Below are 25,523 nucleotides of genomic sequence, written 5' to 3'. Positions count from 1 at the left end.
AACAGTTGCCCCGCCGCGGATCAGGTCTGGTGCGCGCCCTGCGCCGTGATATCGAGTTGCTCCTCGGGAAGGTCGTCGAACGAGGCATAATTCAGGTTGTAGAGTTTGAAGTACAATCCGCCCATGGCCATCAGCTGATCGTGGTTACCGGTTTCGATCACTTGTCCGTTCTGCAGCACGACGATGTGGTCGGCACCGCGGATCGTGGCAAGACGGTGGGCAATCACCATGCCAGTGCGACCTTCAAGAAGTTTTGTCAGAGCCTTCTGGATCAGCATCTCCGTGTAGCTATCGATATTGGCGGTGGCCTCGTCGAGGACAAGGATCCTGGCATCAGACACGAGAGCGCGAGCGAAACTGATGAGTTGGCGTTGGCCGAGGGAGAGATTGCCGCCACGCTCGCCCAAAGGGGCGTCGTAGCCGCCGTCCAGGCTCATGATGAAGTCGTGGGCGCCAACGGCCTTGGCGGCTTCGATCGCCTCTTCGCGCGTCGCATCCGTCCTATGGTAGCGGATGTTTTCGAAGACCGTCCCCGTGAAGAGGAACGGCTCCTGGAGGACCATGGCGATCTGCCGGCCGAGCGATTCCTGGGTCAGATCGCGCACATCATGTCCGCCGACCAGCACCTGGCCGCGCTGGACATCGTAGAAGCGGTGAACGAGCGCCATTGTGCTCGATTTGCCCGAGCCGGTTGGGCCAACCAGGGCGACCGTATCGCCGGGATTGACCTTCAAGGAAACATCTTTCAGCACCGGATATTCGGGATCGTAGCCGAAAGTGACATTCCTGAATTCGATCGAACCGTCCATCTGCGGCGAAAGTGCCTTGGCGTCGGGTTTGTCACGAATCTCAATTTCTACGTCGAGCACCTCTGTCAGCCGTTTGCCCGACGCCATTGCGCGTTGCATGATAGAATACTGTAACGTGAGCGAGCGGATTGGGTCAAAGAAGCGCTGGATATAGAACAAGAATGCTATCGTCACGCCCACGTCAATGTGGCCATTCAGGACCTTTGAACCGCCGACGACAATGACGGCCATAGCAAAGCCCGTGAGGCTATCGACAATCGGCACCATGACCTGGGCATATTTGGCAGCACTCAGTTGCATCTTGAGATTAGCGTAGGCTTTGTCGTCATAGAGAAGAAAATTGACCTGCTGGCGATCCATGGATTGGATGGCCCGCACGCCATGAATGGCTTCGGCCAGAGCGCCATTGGCGGCCGAATTGGTTTCATTCGCGGCCATGAAGGCCTTGCGAGCGCTCGGCAGCCAGAAAATGCGGACGATGAAGAGGACTGGCAAGACCGAGAGCGTAAGAAGCGCCAAGGAAAAGTCCAGCCATAACATGGCGCACACGATGCCGAAAAGAAGGGCGATATCGCCCACCGAGACCACAGAGGTTTGGAGGAATTCTTGGATTGCACTGACGTCGCCGTGCAGTCGCGACATCAAACGGCCGACCTCGGTCTTGTCCATAAAGGAAAGCGAAACCTTCTGTAGATGGCCGAACATGGCGCGACGAATATCGAAGAGCACAACCTCGACCATTTTGCCGATCACGCTCTCTTGCGTGTAGCTGGCAGCGTAATTGACCAAAATCGCGAGAAAAAAGGCGCCGGCAGCCGCAAGCAGGTCATTGCGATCGAGGCCTTCGGAGCCCTTCGCGTGCTCAATCGGGTAACGGATGATCAGCGGGATGAGAAGCTGCACGCCGGCGCAGATCAGTACTGCGGCAACCGCGATAACCACCTTGCTGCGGTAAGGCTCGACGAACGTCCAGATCCGTCGGACAACGTTCTTGTCAAAGGCCTGTCCGAACAACTCGTCTTCAATACGGGGCGAGCCGACGACAGCTAGCGGCGGACGCGCATCGTCGTCGCGGAGATCGTTGCGTTCGCTTTCACCTTCGACGATCTGGACCATCAGTTCGCGCCTTCATCAACGCTCAACACGTCATTGCCTGGGCGCGTTTGAAGATTGTGAAGGGCCTTGTAGCGCCCTCGCTTGGCCAAAAGCTCTTCATGAGTGCCACGTTCCACGATCTCGCCATTTTCAACGAAAAGGATTTGATCGGCGTGCATGACTGAACTCAGCCGGTGGGCAATGATGATCGTCACGCGATCTTTGGCGGAGCGCCGCATGGCTGAGCGAATGCGCTGTTCGGTAGCGGCGTCGATCGCCGCGGTCGAGTCGTCAAAAACAATGACCGATGGGCGCAACATCATCGCCCGGGCAATCGCGAGACGCTGGCGTTGGCCGCCCGATAGGGAGACGCCACGTTCGCCAACGACCGACTTGTAGCCTTCGGGTAGGCCGAGGATGAAGTTGTGAAGCTGGGCGGATTCGCTTGCACGCGCGATCCGCGGTTCGTTGGCCCAGGGATCTCCATAAGCGATATTGTTTTCCACAGTTGTGGTGAACAGAAATGCATCTTGCTGCACGACCACGACCGCCCTGCGAAGCGTGGAAAGGGTGACGTTGCGGATGTCTTGCCCATCAAGCGTGATGGTGCCGCCGGTGACGTCGTAGAAGCGTGGGATCAGGTGAGCCATGGTCGACTTGCCCGAACCCGGTGGACCGACGATAGCGATCGTTTCGCCCCTGCGGGCCTGGAAGCTGATATTGCTCAGGATCTGGCGGTTTTCTGCGCCAGGATAAGCGAACGAAACATCGTCAAAACGTACAGTACCTTCGCTGATCTCGAGGGGGCTAGCGTGGGGTGCATCCTTGATGGTGACATCCAAGTCCAGGAACCCAAACAGGCGCGAACCGCAGGTCGAAGCGCGAGCGAAGGCATTGACCATCAACCCGATTTGGCGGACCGGCATCTGCAGGACGGTCATGAATGTCAGGAATGTCGTCAGGTCTCCGACGCTGATCTGACCGGCGATGACCTCTTTGCCGCCAACCCAGAGGACCAGCCCCATGGCAAACAAGAAAGAGAAGGTCATTGCCGAAGTGTTGCGCGCGTGGATTCCAACGCGCTTCTGGGCAAGTGCGAGCGCGCTCTTTGAGGCACGCTCGAACTTCAGCATCTCATAGGCCTGCGCCGCAAAAGCGCGGACAACGCGAATGCCGGAGAGATTTTCCTCCATGACGCGGCTCAGAAGAGAGAGACGGCCTTGCAGTTCGAACCAGGCGACGCGCAGCTTGAGCTGCGTGCGCGATGAGCGCCATCCGACGAACGGAACAAAGCTGAGCGCCAGGACACCGAGCACGACATCTTTGGAGAGCAAAAGGTAGGCGCCAATTCCGATTAGCGTGGCCAGCAGGACGGCCCGGACCAGAGCTGTAGAGAAAAACCAGTACACGCCTTCGAGATCGAGCATGCAGACGGTGATCAGATCGGCTGAATGCTCGTGGTCATGAAAGGAGAAGCTGAGGCGCTGGATCTTCTCGTAGCAGGCGAGCCGCAGCGCATAGGCGACGTGATGCCCGACCGATTCGGCAAAGTAGTTTTGCGCCAAGGTGAAAAGGCCGCGCAGCCCACTGACGGCGAGCAGCAGGAGAGCCGATGTCCAAAGCTGTTGTTCGTTGGCTGCCCGGACCTGGTCAATGGCCCCACCGATCAGTAAAGGAATAAGCAACTGGAGGCTTGCAGCGATGAAAGCCGATCCAATGGCCAAAGTAACCTGCCACGGGTGCCGCAAATTCATGTATGTGATGCGCGCGAGTGTGCTCAGGCCTTGGCCCCGGCCCGCCGCCTCCACATGCGCAAGCGGATTCCTCGCATCGGTTGCGCTGCGATCTGTTTTTCTTAGCCTTGGCGAGCTCGTTGGGCGGTTCACCGGGACAAGCACTTGCTGGAGGACTATTACCCAAGGTTGCCTTTCCATTGTCGCGATGTTCCCGGTCGTTAGATTTTGGCTTGTGAGCAAGCAAACGGAGCTCGGCGTGAAAGACGCCAAGTCCTTCGAGGGATGGTTCTCCGCGACGCACTCCGTGGGATTGCCACCAAGCACATGCGTCGCCGGGCGGGCATGCGCTGGCATCCAAATCGGGCTCGGAGTCGGTCACCTTTTCCAGGGCGAAGACTGACGGGAACAACGCAGGGAGACTGCGGAGCAGCTCGGCACGAAGGCCAGCTGGCTCCGTCGTAGACGCCTCGTCGGCATCGATAAACGTCGAAGCACAGAAGCGGTGGTGTGCCGATGAGTCGGCGACGGGGTCGCCGCCGACGATCAAGATCATTTGTCGAAGATTGACAGTGGCGGCGAACGTGTTTTGGGAGGTGGCCGATATAGCTGCCACGTTGCCCGTTGAATGGCGATCTGAGGCAGACCTGACATGTTGCTGTCCTTCCGTCGTTAGGATGTCGCCGCTGATATGGATGACGGCCACTTTTCTGCCGTCTGGCGACGAGGGAGCTTCAAATGCCGTGCCAATGGCGCCGAAAGCGCTTCAAAGAACAGTTCTGGAAGCTATTCAATGACTTGGAGGAGCCAAGTGAATGCCAGGCCGAACGCCTCCGTGTTGTGGGCTCGACAAAGGCGACAATGGGTTGTTTGTTGCCTAGCATTTCGGGGCGGAAGCGGGGGAAGAGCCCTGCCACGCCATCCACCCGGGCTGCGCGTTGTCCGACGGCCGGCGATTGCCGACATGCGACGTACCGGCCCTAAAAATATCCCGTTGTTAGAAACGAGTTTCTCTTCTGGCACGATACATGCTTCGACCTTGGCGAACGCATCGCGCACTGAGGATAGGGCGTCCCATGATCACACTCACCGAAAATGCTGTCGCCGCGGTAAGGAGCGCGCTTTCCCAAGCTGGCGGACCGGCTGAAGGCTTGCGCATCAAGGTTGAGGGGGGTGGCTGCGCGGGCCTGAAGTATCTCATGGGCCTGGAAAGCGGCGCTCGCGAGGGCGATGCGGTCATCGATGCAGACGGCATCAGGGTGTTCGTGGATGTAAGCTCCCAACCGCATGTCGCCGGTATGACGGTCGATTTCGTCTCGAGCTTCGAATCTTCGGGCTTTGTCTTCGATAATCCGAACGCACGGGAGAAATGCGCTTGTGGGAAGTCCTTTGGCTGATTGCCTGGGTGAAGAAAGACATGAGACCAGGCGGTGCGCAATAGTTCCAATCCGAGGTACGCCGGCGTTCTGGAGATCGCGAATGCCGCCGGGGAGATCGGCATCTGGACGACTGCCAATCCACTTGCCTCACCATCGCATGGGCAGAAACTCGTTGACCGACGGGGCTTGCCCTAGGCGCATTTTCGGTCAGCTAAGGAGAGCGTCATGAGGGCGATCTATCTCGACAACAACGCAACGACACAAGTGGATCCTGAAGTCTTTGAAGCGATGCGGCCACTCTTTATGGATCAGTTTGGCAATCCTTCGTCAAAGCACGGATTTGGCGCTGACGTGGGCGTGGCCGTGAAAAAGGCGCGCCAGCGGGTGCAAGCGCTGATCGGCGCGCAATTCGAGGATGAGATCACCTTCACATCGGGCGGAACCGAAAGCGACAATGCGGCGATCCTTTCGGCGCTGGAGGTGATGCCTCACCGCACGGAGATCGTGACCTCTGCGGTCGAACATCCGGCCGTGCTGACGCTGTGTGCCGATCTTGAGAAGACGCGCGACGTCAAGGTGCACAAGATCCCGGTGGATCGCCATGGCCGGCTCGACGTTTACGCCTACAAGGACGCCCTCACCCCGAACGTGGCAATCGTCTCGATCATGTGGGCAAACCACGAAACCGGCACGATTTTTCCTGCGCCCGCACTTGCCGAGTTGGCCAAGGAAGTGGGTGCCCTTTTCCATACCGACGCCGTGCAGGCGGTCGGTAAGCTTCCGATGGACCTGAAATCGACAGCAATCGACATGCTGTCGCTCTCCGGTCATAAGCTGCACGGCCCCAAAGGGATCGGAGCGCTTTATGTCAAGCGCAGCGTACAGTTCCGTTCGCTGATCAAGGGGGGGCACCAGGAGCGCAACAGGCGCGCCGGCACCGAGAATACGCCTGGCATAGTCGGGCTTGGCAAGGCAGCCGAACTTGCCATGAAATTCATGAATGAGGAGAACAAGCGGATAAAGTCTCTCCGCGACCGCCTCGAGGGCGGACTTCTCCAGCAGATTCCAGACGCTTTCACGACCGGCGATCCGCTGGAGCGGCTCTCCAATACGGCCAACATCGCCTTCGAAAATATCGAGGCCGATGGCCTGCTGCATCTGCTCGATCGCGAAGGGATTGCCTGTTCCTCTGGCTCCGCCTGCACCTGCGGCTCGCTGGAACTCAGCCATGTCCTAAGTGCAATGAACATTGCCGACAGCGTGGCACAAGGGGCAATCCGTTTCTCCCTATCGCGCGACAACAGCGGGAAAGATATCGACCGGGTGCTCGAGGTCGTGCCCGCACTGGTGGCGAAGCTGCGTGACCCTTCGCGAGCTGTAACGGACACGGCGATGGAATATAAAATTTGGAAGCAAAAAGCCCCGATACACCATCATCACTGACCAGGGAGATTGCAATGAGCCACTGTTCAGCCGAAAGGCCAATCATCAACGTCACCGACATTCTCCAGCGGCTGAAATGCTTGTCTGCGGCGGAGGAGTTCTTCATGGTCCTTGGCGTTTCCTATGATCCGAAAGTGCTCAACGTCTCGCGGCTCCACATCATGAAGCGCATGGGCCAATATCTCGCCGAAGAGGATTTTTCCGACCTTACCGACGAGGTGATCGCTGCCCGCGCGCGCGCCACGCTGGAACGCGCCTATGACGACTTCGCCACTTCCTTGCCGCTCAGCCACCGGGTCTTTAAGGTGCTCAAAGACCACGACCCCAATCGTCCCGCCAAGCCGGACCGCGCCTTCGTCCCGTTCGATTCCATTCTGAAGCCGTTCGGAAAGGAGTGAACGCGTCACACGACAATGTCGTGAAGCCGACAAATCCGGCGACGCCTCAGAAGCAAAGGCCGCGTCTCAAAGGAATCGGGCCAATGCTAACGGTTGGCACGAAGGGTGCTTGCAAGCAGATCAAGCGCCAAGCCCGCATCCCGACAGAGCCAGAGAGACCGCATGCATATCGTCGTCTGTATCAAGCAGGTCCCGGACTCCGCGCAGATACGCGTCCACCCGGTGACGAACACGATCATGCGCCAGGGTGTGCCGACCATCATCAACCCATACGATCTGTTCGCCCTTGAAGCAGCCCTGAGACTACGCGACGTCGACGGAGGCGAGGTCACCGTGCTCACCATGGGTCCTCCTATGGCAGAGGACGTGCTGCGCAAGGCGCTCACCTACGGCGCCGACCGCGCGGTGCTCCTGACCGACCGTTTTTTTGCCGGCTCCGACACCCTGGCGACCTCCTTCGCTCTCTCTCAGGCAATCGGCAAGATCGGTGAGGAGTTCGGCCCGCCAGACATCGTCTTCACCGGTAAGCAGACAATCGACGGCGACACCGCGCAGGTCGGGCCTGGCATCGCCAAGCGCCTTAACCTTTTGCAACTCACCTATGTCTCGAAGATTACCTCCCTTGATCTCGTTGCGCGCGAGATCAAGGTCGAGCGCCGCGCGGAAGGCGGCATGCAGATGCTGAAGAGCAAGCTTCCTTGCCTTATTACAGTGCTGGAAGGTATCAACGAAATCCGTCGCGGCTCGCTGCCAGATGCCCTGCGCGCCGCCCGCAGCGAGGTCGTGAAGTGGAGTGCGGCCGACGCTGGCATTGAGGACCTCAGCAAATGCGGCCTTCGCGGATCGCCGACTGTCGTGAAGCGTGTGTTTGCCCCTAACAGCCGGTCGGAAAAGGCGCTGCAAATCGACACCGCAGATAAGGCGCTGCGTGATCTCGCTGACGAGTTGATTGCCGCAATCTTCACCTGCCAGCCAGCGCTGGAACACGAACTGGCCTTCGAGGGTGGCTGAGGCCAAGGAGCTTAGGATGAGCGTGAGCCGAGAAACCCCTCCTGCCGCCGGTGGTCGTGCCGGCATGAAGAAGGATCTGCCCGAGCATTTCAAGGATTATCGCCACGTCTGGGTCTTCATGGAGCTGGAGCGCGGCGAAGTCCATCCGGTCTCTTTCGAACTGCTTGGCGAGGGTCGCAAGCTGGCTGACAAGCTTGGCGTGCAGCTTGCGGGAGTCGTGCTCGGACCGCCTGGAGAGGCCTCTTGGTATGCGGTCGCCGAGGCCTTCGCCTATGGTGCCGATCTTGTCTATATCGTGGAGGCGCCGCTGCTCGCTGAGTATCGCAACGAGCCCTTCACCAAGGCAGTGACCGACCTTGTGAATACATACAAACCCGAGATCCTGCTTCTGGGTGCCACGATGCGTGGCAGGGATCTTGCTGGCTCCGTGGCGACCACCTTGCTGACCGGGCTCACCGCCGACTGCACCCAACTTGACGTGGATCCTGACGGTTCGCTTGCGGCGACCCGTCCGACTTTCGGCGGTTCCTTACTATGCACGATCTATACGCTCAACTGCCGGCCGCAGATGGCAACGGTGCGACCGAGAGTCATGGCTTTGCCGCAGCGTATGGAAAGGCCGGTCGGGCGTGTCGTCCAGGACAAGCTGTCGATGATCGAGGACGAGATCGTCACCAAAGTCCTGGGCTTCCTTCCCGATGCGCAGTCGACGAAGGCAAATCTTGCCTTTGCCGACATCGTGGTTGCGGGAGGCCTTGGCCTTGGCGGGGCGGAGAACCTTCAGGTTGTGACCAAACTCGCGCGGGCGCTTGGCGCCGAATATGGCTGTTCGCGACCGTTGGTCCAGAAGGGCTGGATGCCCGCTGAACGGCAGATCGGCCAGACTGGCAAGACCATACGGCCGAAGCTCTACATCGCTGCCGGAATTTCCGGCGCCATCCAGCACCGGGTTGGCGTTGAAAGCGCCGATCTGATCGTGGCCATCAATATTGACCCCAACGCGCCGATTTTTGATTTCGCCCATATCGGTATCGCCACCGATGCGGTCCGCTTCCTACCGGCGTTGACGGAAGCCTTCACCCGGCGCCTGTCGCCGCACAGTCGCGACAAGCTTGCCTGCTAAGGGAGAGGGTCATGCCCGAGGAAAAGTTCGACGCCATCGTCATAGGGGCCGGCATGGCCGGGAACGCAGCTGCTTTTACGATGGCAAGCTGCGGCCTGAAGGTGTTGCAGTTGGAGCGCGGCGAGTATTCGGGCTCCAAGAATGTCCAGGGCGCCATCATGTATGCCCACATGCTCGAGAAGATCATCCCGGACTTTCGCGATGACGCGCCTCTTGAGCGGCATCTGGTCGAACAGCGCTTCTGGATGATGGACGACACATCCCATGCTGGGATCCACTATCGGTCCGACGACTTCAACGAGGCGAAGCCAAACCGTTACACCATCATCCGGGCCCAGTTCGACAGGTGGTTTTCGCGCAAGGTGCGCGAGGCCGGGGCGACGGTCCTGTGCGAGACGACGGCGACGGAGCTCGAATACGATATCAAGGGCAAGGTCATAGGCGTTCGCACCGACAGGGCCGGCGAAAGGATCTTGGCGGACGTGGTCGTGCTCGCAGAAGGCGTCAACGGACTGCTTGGGACGCGGTCGGGCCTGCGCGAAACGCCGAGGCCAGAAACCGTGGCACTGGCCGTCAAGGAGATTCATTTCCTGCCCGAAGAGGTGATCGAGCAGCGTTTCGGCCTCAAGGGCAATGAAGGCTGCGTGATAGAGGCGGCGGGCACGATCTCCCGTGGGATGACCGGGTTAGCGTTTCTCTACACCAACAAGGAATCGATCTCACTTGGCATCGGATGCCTCGTTTCTGATTTCGCCGCCACGATGGAGAGCCCCTACGCCCTCCTCGAAGGATTCAAGAACCACCCCTCGGTCCGGGCGCTGATAGCGGGCTCTGAGATGAAGGAATACGCAGCCCATCTTATTCCCGAAGGTGGTTATAAGGCAATCCCGCGGCTCTTCGGCGACGGTTGGGTTGCGGTCGGAGATGCAGCGCAATTGAACAACGCGGTTCACCGTGAGGGTTCGAATCTCGCCATGACGTCCGGCCGCATCGCAGGCGAGGCAATCGCTCAGATCAAGAGCCGGAACGTCCCGATGACCAAGCGGAATCTCGGCCTTTACAAGACCATGCTGGACAAGTCGTTTGTCCTTAAAGACTTGCGAAAACATAAGGACATGCCGGCACTGCTGCACACCAACTCGCATAATTTCTTCATGACTTACCCGCAGCTGATTTCTGTGGCCGCACAGAATCTCTTGCGGGTCGATGGCGCTCCGAAAATCGACAAGGAAAAGGCGACCACTGCTGCGTTCATAAGGGCGCGTTCGCGCTGGGGGCTGGTCAGCGACGCATTGCGCCTTACATTTGCCTGGCGTTGAGGGAGAGCAAAATGAGGATCGCAGTGCCGGCCGTACGCGTCGAGGACAAGCTCTATCAGAACCGCTATCTCATCGATGCAGGGCGCCCGCATATCAAGGTGCGACCTCACCAAAGCCCGAGCCCGAACCTGCTCGCGTTGACGCGCATCTGCCCTGCCAAGTGCTATGAGCTGAACGCTACGGGCCAAGTTGAGATCGCAGCCGACGGGTGCTTGGAGTGTGGCACATGCCGAGTGCTGTGCGAGGCCAACGGCGAGATCACGTGGAATTATCCGCGCGGCGGTTTCGGTGTCCTCTTTAAGTTCGGATAGCTGGCGCATTCAGCAGCAGAATGAGCCATTGTACAACTTACAATTGCGGAAACCTTCGCATTCTATTGCGTTGCAGCGCACCTCTCGCATTGTTGAAGTGCATCGGGGTTCCGAATCGGGGAAGTTATTTTGCGAAAGCAGCTTAGCTTTAATCGAGGAGCGCCCGGATGCCGCCACAATGATATCGGATCAGTTCAAGTTTGCACCTGCTGTAAAGCACGCCGTTGCCGGTTTTGACGGTGGAACGAACGTTCGGATGCTGACGCACTTCTGCTGGGTCTGGCGGACCGAGCGACCGGACTGTCTGGTTGCTTCGCCCGATGCTTCGCGGACGTCCACAATGCCGCATTGAGGAGCACGCGGTGAAGATGCTGGTGGGCCAGCGCATCTTCGCCGTCGCCAGGCTATGAAATTTCAGCGACCACGAGGGGTTGCGCCATGATCGGCGGTGCTGGCCGGCAAGCTTCAAGGACTAGATACGCCGCCCCGCCGATTGTTTGCGCCAACCCGCAAGCCCCAAGTCGACCCGACATCTCGTAATGATTGCTCGGGATATCTCTAGAAACTTCAGTTCTAAGGTGTGCTTAGCGAGTGCATCCTAGACAAATTCAGAGGCACTTCCATGGACCACACGCGGCGGGATGAAGTCGATCATGCAGAGCCTGGGGACACCATCGAAAGCGGGCGCGGAGCGTATTTCCCGCTCGAGGGGATCTACGAGATATCGAAGGTCCTGACCGCGCCCGTTAGGCTGGAGACCGCGCTTGCCAACGTCATAACCCTGCTCTCCTCGTTTGTGCAAATGCGTCATGGAGAAATCATTGTCCCCGGGACTGACGGAGAGCCGGGGTTTGTCGTCACTGATGGCAGCGTCTATCTACCTCAATCAGCCACTTGCGGCAGCATCCCGCAGGCCGTATTAGACCAAATCGTCGCGACGGGGACGCCGTTGGTCGTACAGGATATCAGCAAGTCGGAACTATTTCAGGCTGATCCCCAGATGCCCTTGCGCATCGACACTCTGCCGGTGAGCTTTATCGGTGTTCCCCTCAAAGCTCAGGATGAAACCCTTGGAACATTGTGGATCGACCGCGTCGGGGACGGCTCGATCAATTTCCGCAATGACGAGGACGTACGCTTCCTAAGCATGGTCGCCATCCTCGTCGGCCAAATCATATATCTCCATCGCCTCCCGAGCATGGGGGTTCAACGGCTTGTCGAAGACAAACCGGAACCATCGCCCGGCGATGGAAGGACCGATCGTGACCGGCAGCCGCACGTCAATATCGACGGAATCGTGGGGAAGAGTCCCGCGCTCAAACAGGTGCTCGAAATGATCCCGGTCGTGGCAAGCACGAACGCCGCTGTGTTGCTGCGGGGGGAAAGCGGCACCGGCAAGGAAGCCATTGCAAAGGCAATCCATAAATTCTCACCTCGGAAGAACAAGTCCTTCGTCACGGTGAACTGCGCCGCGCTCTCTGAAACCGTCCTGGAATCGGAACTGTTTGGGCACGAAAAGGGCGCCTTCACTGGGGCTATCTCTCAGCGCGCCGGCCGTTTCGAATTGGCGCATGGCGGAACCCTGTTGCTTGATGAAATCGGCGAGATTTCGCCTTCCTTTCAAGCCAAGCTGCTGCGCGTCTTGCAGGAAGGCGAACTGGAGCGGGTCGGCGGCACCAGAACGCTAAAGTTCGATGTCCGGCTTATATGCGCCACCAACAAGGACCTTGAAACGGCTGTGCGGAATGGGGAGTTTAGGGAAGACCTTTATTACCGCATCAATGTGATACCAATTACGTTGCCTCCGCTCCGGGAGCGCGCCGGAGACATTCGACTCCTTGCCGAATTCTTTCTCGATCGGTTTAACAAGGAGAACAATCGCGATCTCACCTTCGCATCCTCGGGGCTTGATGTGATCTCGCAATGCCACTTCCCTGGCAACATCCGAGAGCTGGAAAACTGCGTGCGAAGGACGGCGACACTTGCCCGGTCGAAGACGATAGTTCAGTCGGATTTCGCCTGCAGGAGTGGCCAGTGTCTTTCTTCGCTCATCTGGAAAGGAGCCGGCTGGTCTCAGGGCACAAACGCCGTCGCCGATCCCGCTCGTGGCACGATGAACCGAGGATCGCAGCCGCCGGCCGATCGGAACGATCCCAACTGTCACGCAACGGGCAGCCCGCGCCTGACGGAACGCGAGCGGCTGATCGACGCGATGGAAAAGGCAGGCTCCGTCCAGGCTAAAGCGGCTCGTCTCCTCGGCCTCACCCCGCGGCAAGTCGGCTATGCTCTACGCCGGCACGGTATCGAGGTGAAGAAATTTTAGCCCAGCCTAACGTCTGAACCATGTGGCGTTTCGGAGTCCGGCCTGTGCGGGACCAGAGACCATCGCTCTGGCGAGCCCATACCCTTCTCCAATGTCGGAAGCCCGACAAATCCAGGTCGTAGGCAATTTGACATATCAGACACGAAAAGCCGAGATTTCGGGTGAATGCCCCTTTTGGTGGGCTGGCATAGCTCTTGCGATTGGACGTGTAAGTCAGCCAGGAGCAGAGCCATTCGATGTCGGCACCGAAGATTTCGCTTCAAAGCGAAACCACCGCGAAATCGGCTGGATGCGCGTCTTCAACCTGCGGCTCGTCCGCAAGGCCTAGCGACATGGAGCCGGCCATTTGGGAGAAGGTCAAGGACCACCCGTGCTATTCAGAAGAAGCGCACCATTATTTCGCGCGCATGCATGTTGCGGTGGCCCCGGCCTGCAACATTCAATGCAATTATTGCAATCGCAAGTTTGACTGTGCCAACGAAAGCCGGCCTGGGGTCGCTTCGGAAAAGCTGACCCCAGATCAGGCGGTGCGCAAGGTGATCGCAGTCGCCAATGAAGTGCCGCAGCTTTCCGTGCTGGGCATCGCCGGACCGGGCGACGCCTGCTTCGACTGGAACAAGACAAAGACCACGTTCGAACGCGTCGTCAAGGAAATCCCCGACCTCAAGCTTTGCATCTCGACCAACGGGCTCGCGTTGCCGGACCATGTCGCCGAGCTTTGCGACATGAATGTCGACCACGTAACAATCACCATCAACATGGTCGACCCGGAAGTCGGCGCAAGGATCTATCCTTGGATCTTTTACGAGCACCGGCGCTACACTGGCATCGAAGCCGCCAGGATTCTGCATGAGCGGCAAATGTTGGGCCTGGAGATGCTGACGGAGCGCGGCATCCTTGCCAAGATCAATTCGGTGATGATCCCCGGCGTCAACGACGAGCACCTGATCGAGGTCAATAAATCCGTCAAGGCGCGCGGCGCCTTTTTGCACAACATCATGCCGCTGATTTCGAACCCGAAGTACGGTACCCATTACGGGCTGACCGGGCACCGCGGCCCAAAGGCGATGGAGCTGAAGGCTCTTCAAGATCGTCTGGACGGCGGTGCCAAATTGATGCGCCATTGCAGGCAATGCCGGGCTGATGCGGTTGGCCTGCTCGACGATGATCGTGCCCAGGAGTTCACGCTCGACCAAATCCCCAACGAGGTGACCTACGACGCGAGTAAGCGCGACGCCTATCGCGAGGTGGTCGCGCGAGAGCGCGGCGATCGGGCGGTGGCCAAAAGCGAGGCGACGGAACTTGTCAAGGCAGCGGGATCGGGCAAGTCGCTTCTTGTCGCCGTTGCCAGCAAGGGCGGCGGCCGCGTCAACGTACACTTCGGCCACGCGAGAGAGTTCCAGATCTATGAGGCCTCGCCGGGGGGAATCAGTTTGGTCGGGCATCGGAAGGTCGAGCGCTATTGCCTGGGTGGCTGGGGCGAGGATGCCACCCTAAAGGGCGTCCTCGCGGCACTCGAAGGAATAGAGATCGTCTTGTGCGCCAAGATCGGAGATTGCCCGAAGGCTCAGCTCAGGGGAGCCGGAATCCGGGCAATGGATGACTATGGCTATGAGCATATCGAGACCGCGATCAGCGCGGTTTACGCCGCCGAGTTTTGGGGCCAAACCATTGGCCGCGATGGCCTGAGATCTCTAATCCAACTGACCAGGAGTTGACGAAAAATGGCGTTCAAGATCATCGCATCCCAATGCACTCAATGCGGTGCCTGCGAGTTCGAATGTCCTTCCGGTGCGATCAAATTCAAAGGCGAAGCCTACGTCATCGACGCGGAAAAATGCACTGAATGCAAGGATACCTTCGATGCACAGCAATGTGCCTCCGTCTGTCCGGTCGAGATGACCTGCGTTCCCGCCTGAGGTCCGATCGGCTGACGGCGCTCTTTGAATTTCTAAACCCCCACCGAGAAAGGAAGAACAGCCATGACCCTGTGGCGCGAACAGGAGGTCGAAATCCATAAGCCTCCACGGTTTATGCCGGGCGAACGGGTCCGCGCCATACGCCACATCAGGAATGACGGCACCTATCCCGGTGGGGAGGTAGGGGAAAATCTCGTGTTGAGGGGTGACGAAGGATACGTGCGCGACATCGGCACCTTTCTCCAGCAATTCTACATTTATGCGGTCGAATGGATCGGTCGTGGCACAGTAGTGGGCATGCGGGCGCGTGAAATGGTGAGCCTTGACAATGCCGGAGCTTCTCGTAGCGCCGAAACTACCCCTCCTCCTGGCAAGGGAGCAGCCCGGTGAAGGTGATGATCCGCAGGACCGGCGCCGGCCTGTCGGCCTACGTTCCCAAGAAGGATCTCGAAGAGCCGATCATCGAGGTTGAGAATGAAGGCCTGTGGGGCGGGGCGGTAGTGCTCAGAAACGGCTGGCGTTTCGTCCTGCCCGACCTTCCGCGAGATACGCGCCTGCCAATCACCGTTGAGGCCAGGAAAATATCCGACGGGGATTAGGACTGCGGGTTGACAGCGTGAAGGCAGGAGAAATGAGCATGAACCCCATCCCGCGCCATCTTTTAATCACTCGGGATAGCCATGCGGAAGCGCGGCTTGACCTGATCAAGGGAGCGCTCACCGCCGACGTGATCGTTCCTTATCTAGGCCCCGGTCTCCTCCGGCTCGGCTGCCCGACACCGGCTGTACCGGATACTCCGGAAGCTGTCGCCGCGGCCCTTAACGAGCGCGCCTCGGCTCCATCCAAGATCCGCACCAATATGTGGTCAGTCGCACAGTTTATCGAACAGCGCCGCCATCGCCGGACGCTCCAGGGTTGGATGGCCGAGATCTTCGCCGTGCCAGCACCGCCGACGATCCTCCATGCCTGGCTCGCCACGCTGCCGCTCTCGCTCATTGTCGACAGCTGGTATGATGGCGCCATGCGCGCGGCCCTGGTCGCGACCGGCCGAACGGATGTCGTTGAGATACAAGGGGTGCCGCGGGCGAACGAAATCAGGGACATTTGGACCAAAGCCTACGATTTGTCCGGAATTGAAATCGATCCGGTACCCCCGGTGGAAACGGTACTCTATGTGCCTCATGGTAGTATCAGGCCAGCGGCAAACTTCCTGGTCTCAGATTCCGACTATGTGGAAGTGCTAACGGATATCGACATTCAGACGCCGATTCCTGAGCAGGTGAAACAGCGGCGCAACAACCGGGGCTTTTTCTTCGTCGGCTGCCGCTTCGACGATCAGATGCTGCGCACCTACGCCCGACAGATCATGAAGCGGTCCGACGGGCCGCATTTCGCGCTAATCGACGGGACGGAAATGACCAAAAACGAACGGCGTTTCCTTACAGAATGCGCCGTCACAGTCATTGACATGCCGATTCGCGAAGCTGCGGCTCGGCTTGCCGGCTCGATCCTGTCACCAGGTGGCCAGCATGATTGAGACGGAGCCGATTTTGGATCAGTGACCACAGCATAGCTGGTCTCCTGCAATTTGCGGCGCTTTTGCGCCTTGGCGACGACGTGGTCCGCAAACCCAGATATCGCCCAAGCGCGGTCGGACAAAACTTGGCGAAAGCGAGCGTACATTGCCTGCGAGAATGGTCGTGGGGTGACGATACCAGTCGAATCGGGCCGCCGCAGGCTAGAAAGTCTGGCAATCCCCACGCCCTTCTGACAGGCCGCTTCAGGGCAGGTAGATTCGGCGCAGAGGCGCTCGTGGGCTCCTGACAACTCCCGCAAAACACGGATCCAGGAAAACGTTTAGACCTTGGCGATCCTGTGCGGCGGAGCCATGCGGGACGCCTCCTGGAGTAATATCTCCCGCATCCAGATGCTCGCCGAATCGCTGTTGTGAATGGCAGGCCATTGCACGGTCTCGGTGAGTGGGGGAAGGGGCAGTGGAAGGTCAACGATCTTCAGCGGTATCAGTCGTGCGAAATATTCGACCAGCCGTAAGGGTATGGTCGCTATCCGCTCCGTGCCTGATAGCATAGGGGGAACCATGCTAAAGTTCTGCACCACCACCTCGATACGCCTCTTGCGGCCGTGCTCGAGCAAAAACCATTCTTCGATGGAGGGCTGCCGCGTACGCCCGAATTTGATCGTAACGTGCCCCATGGACATGTACCGCTCAAACGTAAGCGGGCGTGATAAATGTTTGTTCGTGGCGCAGCCGACGCACACCAGCGTGTCTTCAAACAGTACTGCTCTGGGATGCTCGCTCGACATGAACACGTCGGGAAGGATTAGAAAATCGATCTCACCGCGGCGGAGAAACTCTTCAGGGTGATCGGTGAGGGGTAGGAACTCGAAGCTGACGGAGGGAGCTTCCCGCGCGACACGCTCTACGACCTTTTGAAAATATATAAGGGTCATGAAATCGGAAAGGCTGATTTTGAACCGGCGCTCCGACTGAACTGGGTTGAACCTGTCGCAGGAAATTATCGAGAGCTGGATGTGAAGCAGTGCCTCGCGGACCGCGGGGGCGAGATCTTCCGCGCGCGGAGTGGGGACAAGTTCGCGCCCCCTCATCGTAAATAACTCATCGCGGAAAAAGTCGCGCAGCCGGGCGACGGCCGCACTCATGGCGGGCTGGCTGAGATTGATGCTGCGTGCGGCAGCGGTGAGGTTGCGCTCGTTCATCAAAGCGTCAAGCGCAACAAGGAGGTTTAGATCAAGGCCCTTGAAGCGCACGTGTCAGTTATCCATAGCGCGGATGGGATCCATCAAAACAATCGATTTTACGCGTGTATGAGGACCTGCATAGAAAAATGTCAAATCACGAAAGGTCCCACTTGTAACATGCCTGTTCACTGGCCCTGGTCCCCGAGGCGTCCGAGCTCAACCGATGCGCATGGCGTGCCCACAACAAAAGCGCCCCGTGAGCGGTTTGGGGCAGCGGCAAAGCTGCCCATGCATTCCAACCTTTTCTAGTTGGATCGCGTGATACGTGCCTCGGGAAGCAGCAGGGGAAGTGTTTCGATGTGCGACCACGTCGAACGCGCCACTTTTCTTTCGGAGCCCTGCGGACTCTCGACGCAAAGTCACCGAAGGTGTGACGGCTTACACTGGCCTGCAGCACCGTTTCATCGAGACTGGGTGCTGTCTATACACTAGGTCCAGGCGACTACCGTCAGCAATATTGATCGGAGACACATGCAATGACACATCCCGTGCCGTCACCTGGCCCATTTGTGATCCTTGCGATGCCGAGGACGGGCACGCACTATCTGGAAGAATTGCTGAACGAGCATCCGAACGTACTGAGCAATGGTGAGTTGCTCAACACCTACGATACGAATTGGTCCGATAAGGATCGCTTGGTAGGCAGCGATCGGGAGCTGCTTGAGCTGGCCTACGTGCGCTTCCCAAACGAATCCGACAAGAAGGTTACGCGCGTTGGTTGCAAGATCAACGAACCTCAGTTCCATGAGCGTCCGGGTTTTTTTGCTGAGCTTGTCCGTTGGCCAGGGCTCAAGGTCATTCTCCTGGTCCGCAAAAACACCTTGGAATCGCTGCGATCGCTGACACAGGCAAGGCAAACCCGCCAGTGGCTGAAGTTCAGTTCGGACAACGACGCGGCTCCGCCCGTCAAACTGGCAATCCCCTGCTGCGAGGCATATTTCAAGACCGCCGACGAATTCCACGATCGCGTCGCGTGCTCCTTCGCGTCCACCGACTTGCATGTGGTCGAGTACGAGAGCCTTCTTGACGAACCCTCGGCGTGCTTGGCAACGATTTGGGATTTCCTTCGGGTTCCAGCGGTTCGGCTCTCTGGTACCGGCATCCTTAAGCGCCAGGAAGCGCGCGCCCTGGACCAAACGATAGAGAACTTCAAAGAGTTGCGGCGCCACTTCGCTGGCGGACCTTACGCTAGATTCTTTGAGGGCCGCTGATTGCTCGTTGCAGAGGCAAGCCACGACCTACCCTTCCTCTAAGGCTCCGGGATACCGCCGGAGGCGAACTCGCACACCCTTGTGACAGTGTCGCAGCGGCGAGACTGAATCCGCCGCCTTTGAGCACGCCTTCAGGTGACTGCGGCCATTGGTGTCCGACTGCCGAAGGGTTTTCTGAGCAGGCTTTATAGACGCCCAACCCCTCGCTCACCCATGCAGCTCTGCGAAATTAGCTGAATTATGTAGCAGTCTCACCTGTTTAACGCTCTGAGATTTGGCTAGTCGCGCTCGCTTGAATCAGCGATGATCCGGGCTGCGTGATTCGAAGCCGATTCTCGCACCGCCTTTCTGTTGAAGCCCTTTACGCCGGGGGCAACGGCTGACCAGAAAGGAAGGTGAGTGAAAGATGCTTATCCGGATCGCGTGGGACGAAGCGAAAACCGTATTCGTGCAGGAATACCTTCGGTTCCGATTCGGTAGGTGGGAAACTGTCGTGTCCCACTTTCGGAGGCCGCCGAGCTCGTAACAAGGCGAACCTCCAGTAAAGCGTAAATCGAGTACCTAAAGCAAGCCTCTGGCGGCTTCCAAGTATCGGGGCCGACAGTTCAGTTTCGATCTTGCACGTCGCGCCCTTGAGAGTCACGTACGAATCGTTGTCACAGTGGGATTCTAACGTCGGGGGACTCGCCAGCGCAATAATAAAAGGGAATAATAAATTGATTTTTAAATCGCGAAAAATGTTCGGCGTATGGCGATTCAGGGGGAAGACAAGAAACGGTCGAGGGCAGACCCCGAGGCAAAACCGACGCGGAAATCATCACCTTTAAACTACCGCCTGACCACTTCGCCTATCTGACGCACCTGGTCGCCGTGAAAAAGCGGCTTGGTAATTCCGCAAACGACGCGGCGCGCCACATCCTCATTCGAGAGCTGGATGCGATGCTAAAGGACGACTACCACAAGCGCGGATTTCACGAAGACTAGCGCGCGACTTCCCAAACAATATGCTGCCCCAAGCCCTCCGTTGACCGGAGCAATCCCTTGTTGCGGTGATGCCGCAGGCACGCGCCGACACGCTTGCAAATGGTCTTCACAAGGCGCTTGTCGGCCGTGTTCATGCCGCGCTCTGCCATGACGTGCATCGTCAATTCTTGCGTGCTGCATGGCCTGCCGGCCTGCCGTAGCGTCGAAAGCACGATCCTGGCTACTTCGCCCTTATAGGCGGCGTGGCGCGGCGGCAGCGGCTTGGGCTTGATCTCTGACAGTTCGATACCCGGATCAAAGAGCCGAAGCGTCTGGTCGAGCGCGTCCAATTCCATGAGAAGTTGCCGGACCATCGCTTGATGATGCTCCAGCGTGCCGGCCAGTTCGGCGCGCTTGGCGATAAGGCCGCTCATGACGTGGGTCTCTGCCATCCATTCCTCCTACTCGGCTGCCGCGCGCGGCAAGTGCCGCTGCCAATAGCCGGCCCATTCACGGCTGATCGGGTGCTGGATCGTAAGGCCGATCAATTCGTCAAACTGGTTTCCATTGCTGGTTCGCCGGCGGTCCTCTCGCCATGCCATTTCGGAGGCGTAGCGGTTCAAGAGGTGCGCGCCGATCCGGTGATGAACGCCGATTTCAGCGCGGCGTAGCCGGGAGAAATACGATTCTGCCCGATTGGTGCAGGCACCGTCGGCGGCCTTGTACTCGACCGAATGGTTGACGCGGCGCATCTCGAAATGGGCATAGAGATTGTCCCACCCGGACGCTTCATCGGCGTGAATGGTGCTGCCGAGGGCAACGCGCTGGCGGATCAGCGGCACGCCTTCGCTTTCCTTCCGGGTGACGAAAGGAAGCGTGCGGCCGCCACGCTCACGCATGACAACCACGACGCGACGCTTGCCGGTCTGTTCTTCGGCAAGGCGGCGATCAACGCGCTCTGCGGCTTTGTTCTTCGGCTTCACGTGGCCTGCAAAATAGGACCATCCACCTCGACCGTCCCTGACAGCGCTATGTCACCTTGCTCTGCCGCAATTGCCTCGCGAAGCTTGTGCACAAGAACGAAAGCCGTCTTGTATTGGCAGTCCAGATCGCGGGAGAGTTGGAGGGCGCTGTGACCCTTGGCGCCGTTCACAAAGATCGCGATGGCGAGGAGGTAATCGCGGACGGGGCGCTTGCGGTTATCGAAGATCGTGCCGGCGGTGACGCTGAATTGGTATTTGCACGCTGTGCATTTCCAGACAGGGCGCGTTGCCAAGGCGGTGACGGTCACACAGCCACAGCGCGGACAATAGGGCTCGCCATTGTTGTCCGCCCAACGAATGCGACGGAAGGTGTCTCGGGCCTCTTCGTCGGACATGCGGGCAACGGCGCTCAAAGAGAGCGTCCTTGCTGCTGCCGAGAGGAGGAAATGTTGGGCCACGAAAAACACCGAATATGATGCCGATGACATCAAATATGGTGCTGCTTTCGTTGCTTGTCAATGCAAAAAACATCGTTTACGGTGACTCTGACATCGAATCAGGTGACTCTAGGTGGCGCGTACCAATCAAGATTGGCAATCAGAGGTTAAGGGCATCCTGAAAGCCGAGCTAAAGCGGAAGAACCTTAGCTACGCCGATTTAGCCGACAAACTCAGCGCTCTTGGCATCGAAGAAGACCGGCGCAACATCTCGAACAAGATTGCGCGCGGGAGCTTCACCGCCGTGTTTTTCATCCAATGCATGTACGCCATTGGCGTCCGCAGTATCCAGTTAGGGGACGGCCAATGAGTCTCGCTTTCGACGTCAATGACATCGATTCCCCGGTAGCGAAGCCGCGCCGCGCGCCTCGCCTTCCACAGTCGGACAACACCTCTGAAGCCCTTGCGGCGCTCCAGACCGCAAACCGGTTTTATCGAAAGGTTGCGTGGCCGGCCCCGTTCGATACGACCACACACAGCTTGCGTGTCGGCGATGCGCGCGACCTGTCTTGGATTCCCGACAACTCCGTTCATCTGGTCGTGACGTCCCCGCCATACTGGACGCTGAAGAAGTATCGCGACGGCGACGGGCAGCTTGGAGACATCGCCGACTATGAGGCTTTCCTAGACGAGCTCGACAAGGTTTGGGAGCAATGTGAGCGTGTCTTGGTCGAGGGTGGCCGGGTGTGCTGTGTCGTGGGCGATGTCTGCATTCCGCGCAAATTTGGCCGGCATCGCGTCATGCCGCTGCACGCAGATATTCAGGTGAGCGCCAGAACGGTGGGCCTTGACTGCTTGACGCCGATCCTGTGGCACAAGATCGCCAACGGCGTGACAGAGGCACAGGGTAACGGAGCCGGCTTCTATGGGAAGCCCTATCAGCCCGGCGCGATCATCAAGAACGATATCGAGTACATCCTGTTCATGCGCAAGCCGGGGGAATATCGCAAAACCAGCACCATTCAAAAGGCCCTGTCGATGCTCTCGAAAGAGGAAATGCAAGGCTGGTGCCGGTCCTTCTGGAGCGACATAAGAGGGGCCTCGACACGCGACGGGCATCCAGCGCCCTATCCGGCCGAATTGGCAGAGCGGCTAATCAAGATGTTCTCTTTTGCCGGGGATGTCGTCTTAGACCCCTTCATTGGCACAGGATCAACAGGGGTTGCCGCGCTCCGGACCGGGCGAAATTCTATCGGTGTTGATATCGATCCCCATTATTTGGAAATCGCTCGTAAACGCTTGCAAGCGGAGGTAGAAAAGCCGCGCTCGATTGGAGCGGTCAACGCGGTTGTGAAGTAATGCCAATTGAAAACGAGATCGTCACGCAACTTGCGGCAGGCGGTTACCATCCTCGATCATCCAAACCAAGTGACCATCAATCAGCCGTCATCATCCGCGATCTAGTCGCCCAATGTCCGCTTATTGGGCAGCGAGCGCGGAATGGCGAACTGGTCGCAAAGCTTCGCCATCATCAACAGGTCGGACATGCTGATTGGGTGATCGATATCGCGATTGGCACGCCGGCCGGCAGACCTTCAACTTTTGAACTGGACTTGGGCCTTCCAATCATCATGGCCCCGCCAGTTATCATCCAAATCGCTATCGAGCTGAAATCGATCTACACAGAGCACGGCAAGGCTCGGAAGAACCGCCTACGCGACTTCAATTCGTTTCATGGCTACGCTCATCAATACGATCCAAGGACGGTCGCTGCTGCCTTTCTGGTCGTGAACGCAGCGGACCGTTTCTACTCGCCGCTTCGAGACGATACCGACATCACAACCCACAGCAATTCAAAGGCGACATCTCGGCAGATAGCCGCCAATGCTGTGAACATCTTCCGCAGCATCCACCTTCGAACGTCCGCCAATGATGTGCCAGGTATGGAGGCAGTCGGCGTCGCCGTCATCGAACATGACAACTTGGCGTTCCATCCCGACCCAGCCTATCAAGCGCAAAGCAGGGCGACCAGCGTCGCGCCCACGCCGCCAAATCCGCCGGTCGGCGACCCTCTCCACTATGAATCGATGATCCAGCGGATTTGTAACGCCTACACCACGCGCTTCCCGTAGGTGAGACTGCTACATAATTCCGAAATTGGCCCAATCGACCGCGGTCCAGGAAGTGTTGGTCCATTTCCAGCCTTTGCTCAGTTCCGCATTCTGCTTCCGCAGACGTTTTGCCACCAGGTGTTTGAGACGCTTGTTTTCTTTTTCAAGCAGGTTCCTTTCAGACTGGCCGCCGGCCGCTTCCTCGCTGCGATCACGAACACAGACTGGGCGAATGGACACCGCATCGAGCGGCATCTCGCGGAAGGCGCGCCTGTCGCCGGGAGGGACCCTCGACACGTTCGAGGTCGAGGCAGTGCCGACGATCTGCAGGGAGCAGGTTATGGCGATCCGCCAACAACAGCCGGGCTAGAGAAGGTCACCAACCTGCCTTGTTTGGGCCGCCGGCGAAAGAAAGAGCCATCTCGCAATCGCAGGGCTTGCCCCTCGAGCACGCATGGCGGGTCATATTCGCCGCACCAGCGACCTCGTCAGAAGCTGCAGGTCGCATGCCGCGAACTCGGCCTTGAAGCCGGCATCGAACGGCTCGACCCCTTTGCCCCTTGATCCTTGACGACCTCACCGACGTTGCCAAGGATCGGCCAGCGCATTGTTCGAGCTCATCAGCGCCCGCTACGTGCGATGCTCCGTGCTCATCAACGTCAACAGCCCGAATGGGGGCGCGCTCAGGCTCGGCACCGAAAAGGCTCCGGGGGGGTCGACTTGGTCCCAATCACTGTCCGGATGCTTAGCCTTGTGCCCGCCTGGCGGCAAGGACCACCACCCCTGCGGGTATCCCGAGCGTGAGGCGGACGCTGAGGCGTTCGAGCCGATCGGATGTGGGCAATTGAAAGTCGGAAAACCAATCAATCTTTGACGGAGATGGCGGCTTCGTCAGGATGTCGTCAGCAATGGTCCTCATTTTTGACAATTCGATTCACCGCATCCGCGAACCAAAGCCGGTAGGACGGCTCCTTGATACAGGTAACCCCTTCCAAACTGATTATCGGAGACAGTCCTCTCTGCTGGCTCCGATCGCGATTGGCTAGCTGGGTCTATTCGGAACAGCGAAATCATTCGCGCCCGACGTCTACGAGCACTCGGCTCCGGTACCCACGGCACCAAACGACGACTGCCAAGATGCCGTCCCCCGATGCGACCGATGGTCTGGGGGCGGACGATTGCTCCCTGCTTATTGGCTGCATCGCCGGTATATCCCTGTTCGTCGGCGGCATGGGAGTGATGAATATTATGCTCGTCGCCGTCTCGGAGAGAATCAACGAGATCGGCGTGCGTATAACCATTGGCGCACGTCATAGCGACATCCTGCAACGATTCATCATAGAACCTGTGCTGGCCTGCCTCATCGGTGGCTTGCTGGGCGTTTTGGTGGCCGCTGGATTCGGCATGCTGTTTGGTCAATTCAGCACCAAGTTTCAGCTTATCTACTCGCAAGCTTCCATTGTCGCGGCACTGGTGTGTTCGAGCGTGATTGGCATAGGCTTCGGCTTCATCCCCGCCCGCAATGCATCAAAGCTCGATCCTGTCGTGGCGCTGGCACGCGACTAAACCGCCCGCCTTTCTCCAAGAGCAGACTTGAAAGGAAATGCCAAAATTTACTGAACTCAGCAAAGAGCATGCAAACGGTGAATATTCGAAGCAGCGTCCACCCACCTGTCACGGCTGATCGACAAAGCCGCCAAAGGAAAGCCGTTTATTGCCCCCAGCCCTATGTCATGACCCCGGACGTTGGCGCCATCTTGGGGGGTATGCTCTAGGTGATTACGACGGTCGCCAGGTTTCGCCCAAAACTGCAGGGCCTATGCGGCGGCGCTGACATTCCTGTTCAAACTAGCCACGTTCCTTTTCGTGACCGTGATCCTCAAGAGCCACGACAGGGGCGATACTGGCGCTCGGCCTCATCCTGGTTGCGATCCATCTTTCTGCCTCAGGGTTTCAGGTCTGTCCGTGAACCCTGTCGCCTCGGTCGGCCAGACGGTCTCCGTGGGGCTCCTTGCCCCCTCCCGGCTAATGGCTCCGTTATACCTTGCCCCCATCTCGCCGTGGCTAGGGCGGGCGTCTTGCAGTTGGGTCGGCGGGGCCCTCCCCTGACCTCACTGGCATTGCAACCTTTGCAATTAGCGAATCCCGTTTCGCTGCCCTTCGCCCGAGCCACT

The 25,523-nt window shown here is 58.6% G+C and carries 21 protein-coding genes and 3 pseudogenes; 18 read left to right on the top strand and 6 right to left on the bottom strand.

Translation table 11 applies throughout. The features are described from left to right. Positions 1–20: 20 nt before the first annotated feature. The gene (locus tag ACWGS9_RS23410; protein ID WP_454507474.1) at positions 21–1,925 is read right to left on the bottom strand and encodes an ABC transporter ATP-binding protein; all 1,905 of its coding nucleotides are present in this window, start codon (positions 1,923–1,925) and stop codon (positions 21–23) included. Then, positions 1,925–3,658, bottom strand: coding sequence for an ABC transporter ATP-binding protein (locus ACWGS9_RS23405; RefSeq protein WP_454507473.1), 1,734 nt, complete (start codon positions 3,656–3,658; stop codon positions 1,925–1,927). The genes ACWGS9_RS23410 and ACWGS9_RS23405 overlap by 1 nt, the downstream gene beginning before the upstream one ends. 1,055 nt (positions 3,659–4,713) lie before the next feature. Between ACWGS9_RS23405 and ACWGS9_RS23400 the strand changes: the two genes are divergently transcribed. The 13 genes and pseudogenes from ACWGS9_RS23400 to ACWGS9_RS23340 all read left to right on the top strand — a co-directional run bounded on the left by ACWGS9_RS23400 (position 4,714) and on the right by ACWGS9_RS23340 (position 16,400). Further along, positions 4,714–5,034, top strand: a complete 321-nt coding sequence (locus ACWGS9_RS23400) for an iron-sulfur cluster assembly accessory protein (RefSeq protein WP_454507472.1) — start codon at positions 4,714–4,716, stop codon at positions 5,032–5,034. 207 nt (positions 5,035–5,241) lie between these two features. Next, the gene (gene nifS / locus ACWGS9_RS23395; RefSeq protein WP_454507471.1) at positions 5,242–6,459 is read left to right on the top strand and encodes a cysteine desulfurase NifS; all 1,218 of its coding nucleotides are present in this window, start codon (positions 5,242–5,244) and stop codon (positions 6,457–6,459) included. Positions 6,460–6,473: 14 nt separating this feature from the next. Continuing rightward, the gene (gene nifW / locus ACWGS9_RS23390) at positions 6,474–6,857 is read left to right on the top strand and encodes a nitrogenase stabilizing/protective protein NifW (protein ID WP_454507470.1); all 384 of its coding nucleotides are present in this window, start codon (positions 6,474–6,476) and stop codon (positions 6,855–6,857) included. 162 nt (positions 6,858–7,019) lie between these two features. Continuing rightward, positions 7,020–7,868: an electron transfer flavoprotein subunit beta/FixA family protein gene (locus tag ACWGS9_RS23385; protein WP_454507469.1), complete on the top strand. Its 849-nt coding sequence runs from the start codon at positions 7,020–7,022 to the stop codon at positions 7,866–7,868. Between the two features lie 16 nt (positions 7,869–7,884). Then, complete coding sequence (locus tag ACWGS9_RS23380; RefSeq protein WP_454507468.1) at positions 7,885–8,991, top strand: electron transfer flavoprotein subunit alpha/FixB family protein; 1,107 nt, start codon at positions 7,885–7,887, stop codon at positions 8,989–8,991. A gap of 11 nt (positions 8,992–9,002) precedes the next feature. Beyond that, positions 9,003–10,310 (top strand): FAD-dependent oxidoreductase, encoded by a 1,308-nt coding sequence (locus tag ACWGS9_RS23375; protein WP_454507467.1) that lies wholly within the window; start codon positions 9,003–9,005, stop codon positions 10,308–10,310. Positions 10,311–10,321: 11 nt separating this feature from the next. Beyond that, complete coding sequence (locus tag ACWGS9_RS23370) at positions 10,322–10,621, top strand: ferredoxin family protein (RefSeq protein ID WP_454507466.1); 300 nt, start codon at positions 10,322–10,324, stop codon at positions 10,619–10,621. 622 nt (positions 10,622–11,243) lie between these two features. Next, on the top strand, positions 11,244–12,944 hold the full coding sequence (gene nifA / locus ACWGS9_RS23365) for a nif-specific transcriptional activator NifA (protein WP_454507465.1): 1,701 nt from the start codon (positions 11,244–11,246) through the stop codon (positions 12,942–12,944). 236 nt (positions 12,945–13,180) lie between these two features. Then, a pseudogene (nifB, locus tag ACWGS9_RS23360) lies at positions 13,181–14,633 on the top strand (nitrogenase cofactor biosynthesis protein NifB). 35 nt (positions 14,634–14,668) lie between these two features. Further along, positions 14,669–14,863: a 4Fe-4S binding protein gene (locus ACWGS9_RS23355; RefSeq protein WP_027155283.1), complete on the top strand. Its 195-nt coding sequence runs from the start codon at positions 14,669–14,671 to the stop codon at positions 14,861–14,863. A 63-nt stretch (positions 14,864–14,926) separates the two neighbouring features. Then, complete coding sequence (locus ACWGS9_RS23350; RefSeq protein ID WP_454507464.1) at positions 14,927–15,253, top strand: nitrogen fixation protein NifZ; 327 nt, start codon at positions 14,927–14,929, stop codon at positions 15,251–15,253. Continuing rightward, positions 15,250–15,462, top strand: a complete 213-nt coding sequence (nifT, locus tag ACWGS9_RS23345) for a putative nitrogen fixation protein NifT (protein WP_454507463.1) — start codon at positions 15,250–15,252, stop codon at positions 15,460–15,462. The genes ACWGS9_RS23350 and nifT overlap by 4 nt, the downstream gene beginning before the upstream one ends. Before the next feature lie 38 nt (positions 15,463–15,500). After that, entirely contained in the window at positions 15,501–16,400 is a 900-nt protein-coding gene (locus ACWGS9_RS23340; RefSeq protein ID WP_454507462.1) for an SIR2 family NAD-dependent protein deacylase, read from the top strand. A gap of 320 nt (positions 16,401–16,720) precedes the next feature. On the opposite strand, the gene ACWGS9_RS23335 is transcribed toward ACWGS9_RS23340, so the two are convergent. Then, positions 16,721–17,653 carry a LysR family transcriptional regulator gene (locus ACWGS9_RS23335; protein ID WP_454507461.1) on the bottom strand — a complete coding sequence of 311 codons (933 nt, stop codon included), beginning with the start codon at positions 17,651–17,653 and terminating at the stop codon, positions 16,721–16,723. Positions 17,654–18,120: 467 nt separating this feature from the next. Here ACWGS9_RS23335 and ACWGS9_RS23330 point away from each other — a divergent pair, with 467 nt between their 5' ends. After that, a complete protein-coding gene (locus tag ACWGS9_RS23330; protein ID WP_454507460.1) occupies positions 18,121–18,855 on the top strand; it encodes a sulfotransferase in 735 nt (244 codons plus the stop codon). Between the two features lie 980 nt (positions 18,856–19,835). Here ACWGS9_RS23330 and ACWGS9_RS23325 read toward each other — a convergent pair. Both ACWGS9_RS23325 and ACWGS9_RS23320 read right to left on the bottom strand, forming a co-directional pair. Continuing rightward, complete coding sequence (locus tag ACWGS9_RS23325) at positions 19,836–20,270, bottom strand: hypothetical protein (protein WP_454507459.1); 435 nt, start codon at positions 20,268–20,270, stop codon at positions 19,836–19,838. 9 nt (positions 20,271–20,279) lie between these two features. Next, a pseudogene (locus ACWGS9_RS23320) lies at positions 20,280–21,259 on the bottom strand (IS1595 family transposase). Positions 21,260–21,371: 112 nt separating this feature from the next. Here ACWGS9_RS23320 and ACWGS9_RS23315 point away from each other — a divergent pair. Genes ACWGS9_RS23315 through ACWGS9_RS23305 form a run of 3 tightly spaced genes read left to right on the top strand, consistent with a single transcriptional unit; the run spans position 21,372 to position 23,370 of the window. Beyond that, a complete protein-coding gene (locus tag ACWGS9_RS23315) occupies positions 21,372–21,608 on the top strand; it encodes a DUF6471 domain-containing protein (RefSeq protein WP_454507458.1) in 237 nt (78 codons plus the stop codon). Continuing rightward, complete coding sequence (locus ACWGS9_RS23310) at positions 21,605–22,597, top strand: DNA-methyltransferase (RefSeq protein ID WP_454507457.1); 993 nt, start codon at positions 21,605–21,607, stop codon at positions 22,595–22,597. Before ACWGS9_RS23315 ends, ACWGS9_RS23310 begins: the two co-directional genes overlap by 4 nt. After that, complete coding sequence (locus ACWGS9_RS23305; RefSeq protein WP_454507456.1) at positions 22,597–23,370, top strand: hypothetical protein; 774 nt, start codon at positions 22,597–22,599, stop codon at positions 23,368–23,370. The genes ACWGS9_RS23310 and ACWGS9_RS23305 overlap by 1 nt, the downstream gene beginning before the upstream one ends. A 9-nt stretch (positions 23,371–23,379) precedes the next feature. Here the strand turns inward: ACWGS9_RS23305 and ACWGS9_RS23300 are convergent, their stop codons facing one another. Next, on the bottom strand, positions 23,380–23,604 hold the full coding sequence (locus tag ACWGS9_RS23300) for a hypothetical protein (protein WP_454507455.1): 225 nt from the start codon (positions 23,602–23,604) through the stop codon (positions 23,380–23,382). Positions 23,605–24,531: 927 nt separating this feature from the next. On the opposite strand from ACWGS9_RS23300, the pseudogene ACWGS9_RS23295 reads away from it, so the two are divergent. Further along, positions 24,532–24,915 (top strand): annotated as a pseudogene (locus ACWGS9_RS23295) (FtsX-like permease family protein); the annotation flags it as partial. Positions 24,916–25,523 lie beyond the last annotated feature (608 nt).

Source organism: Mesorhizobium sp. Arg314, from assembly GCF_053714275.1.
The sequence above is the reverse complement of the archived record's forward strand: the minus strand, read 5'-3'. Positions and strand labels throughout refer to the sequence as shown.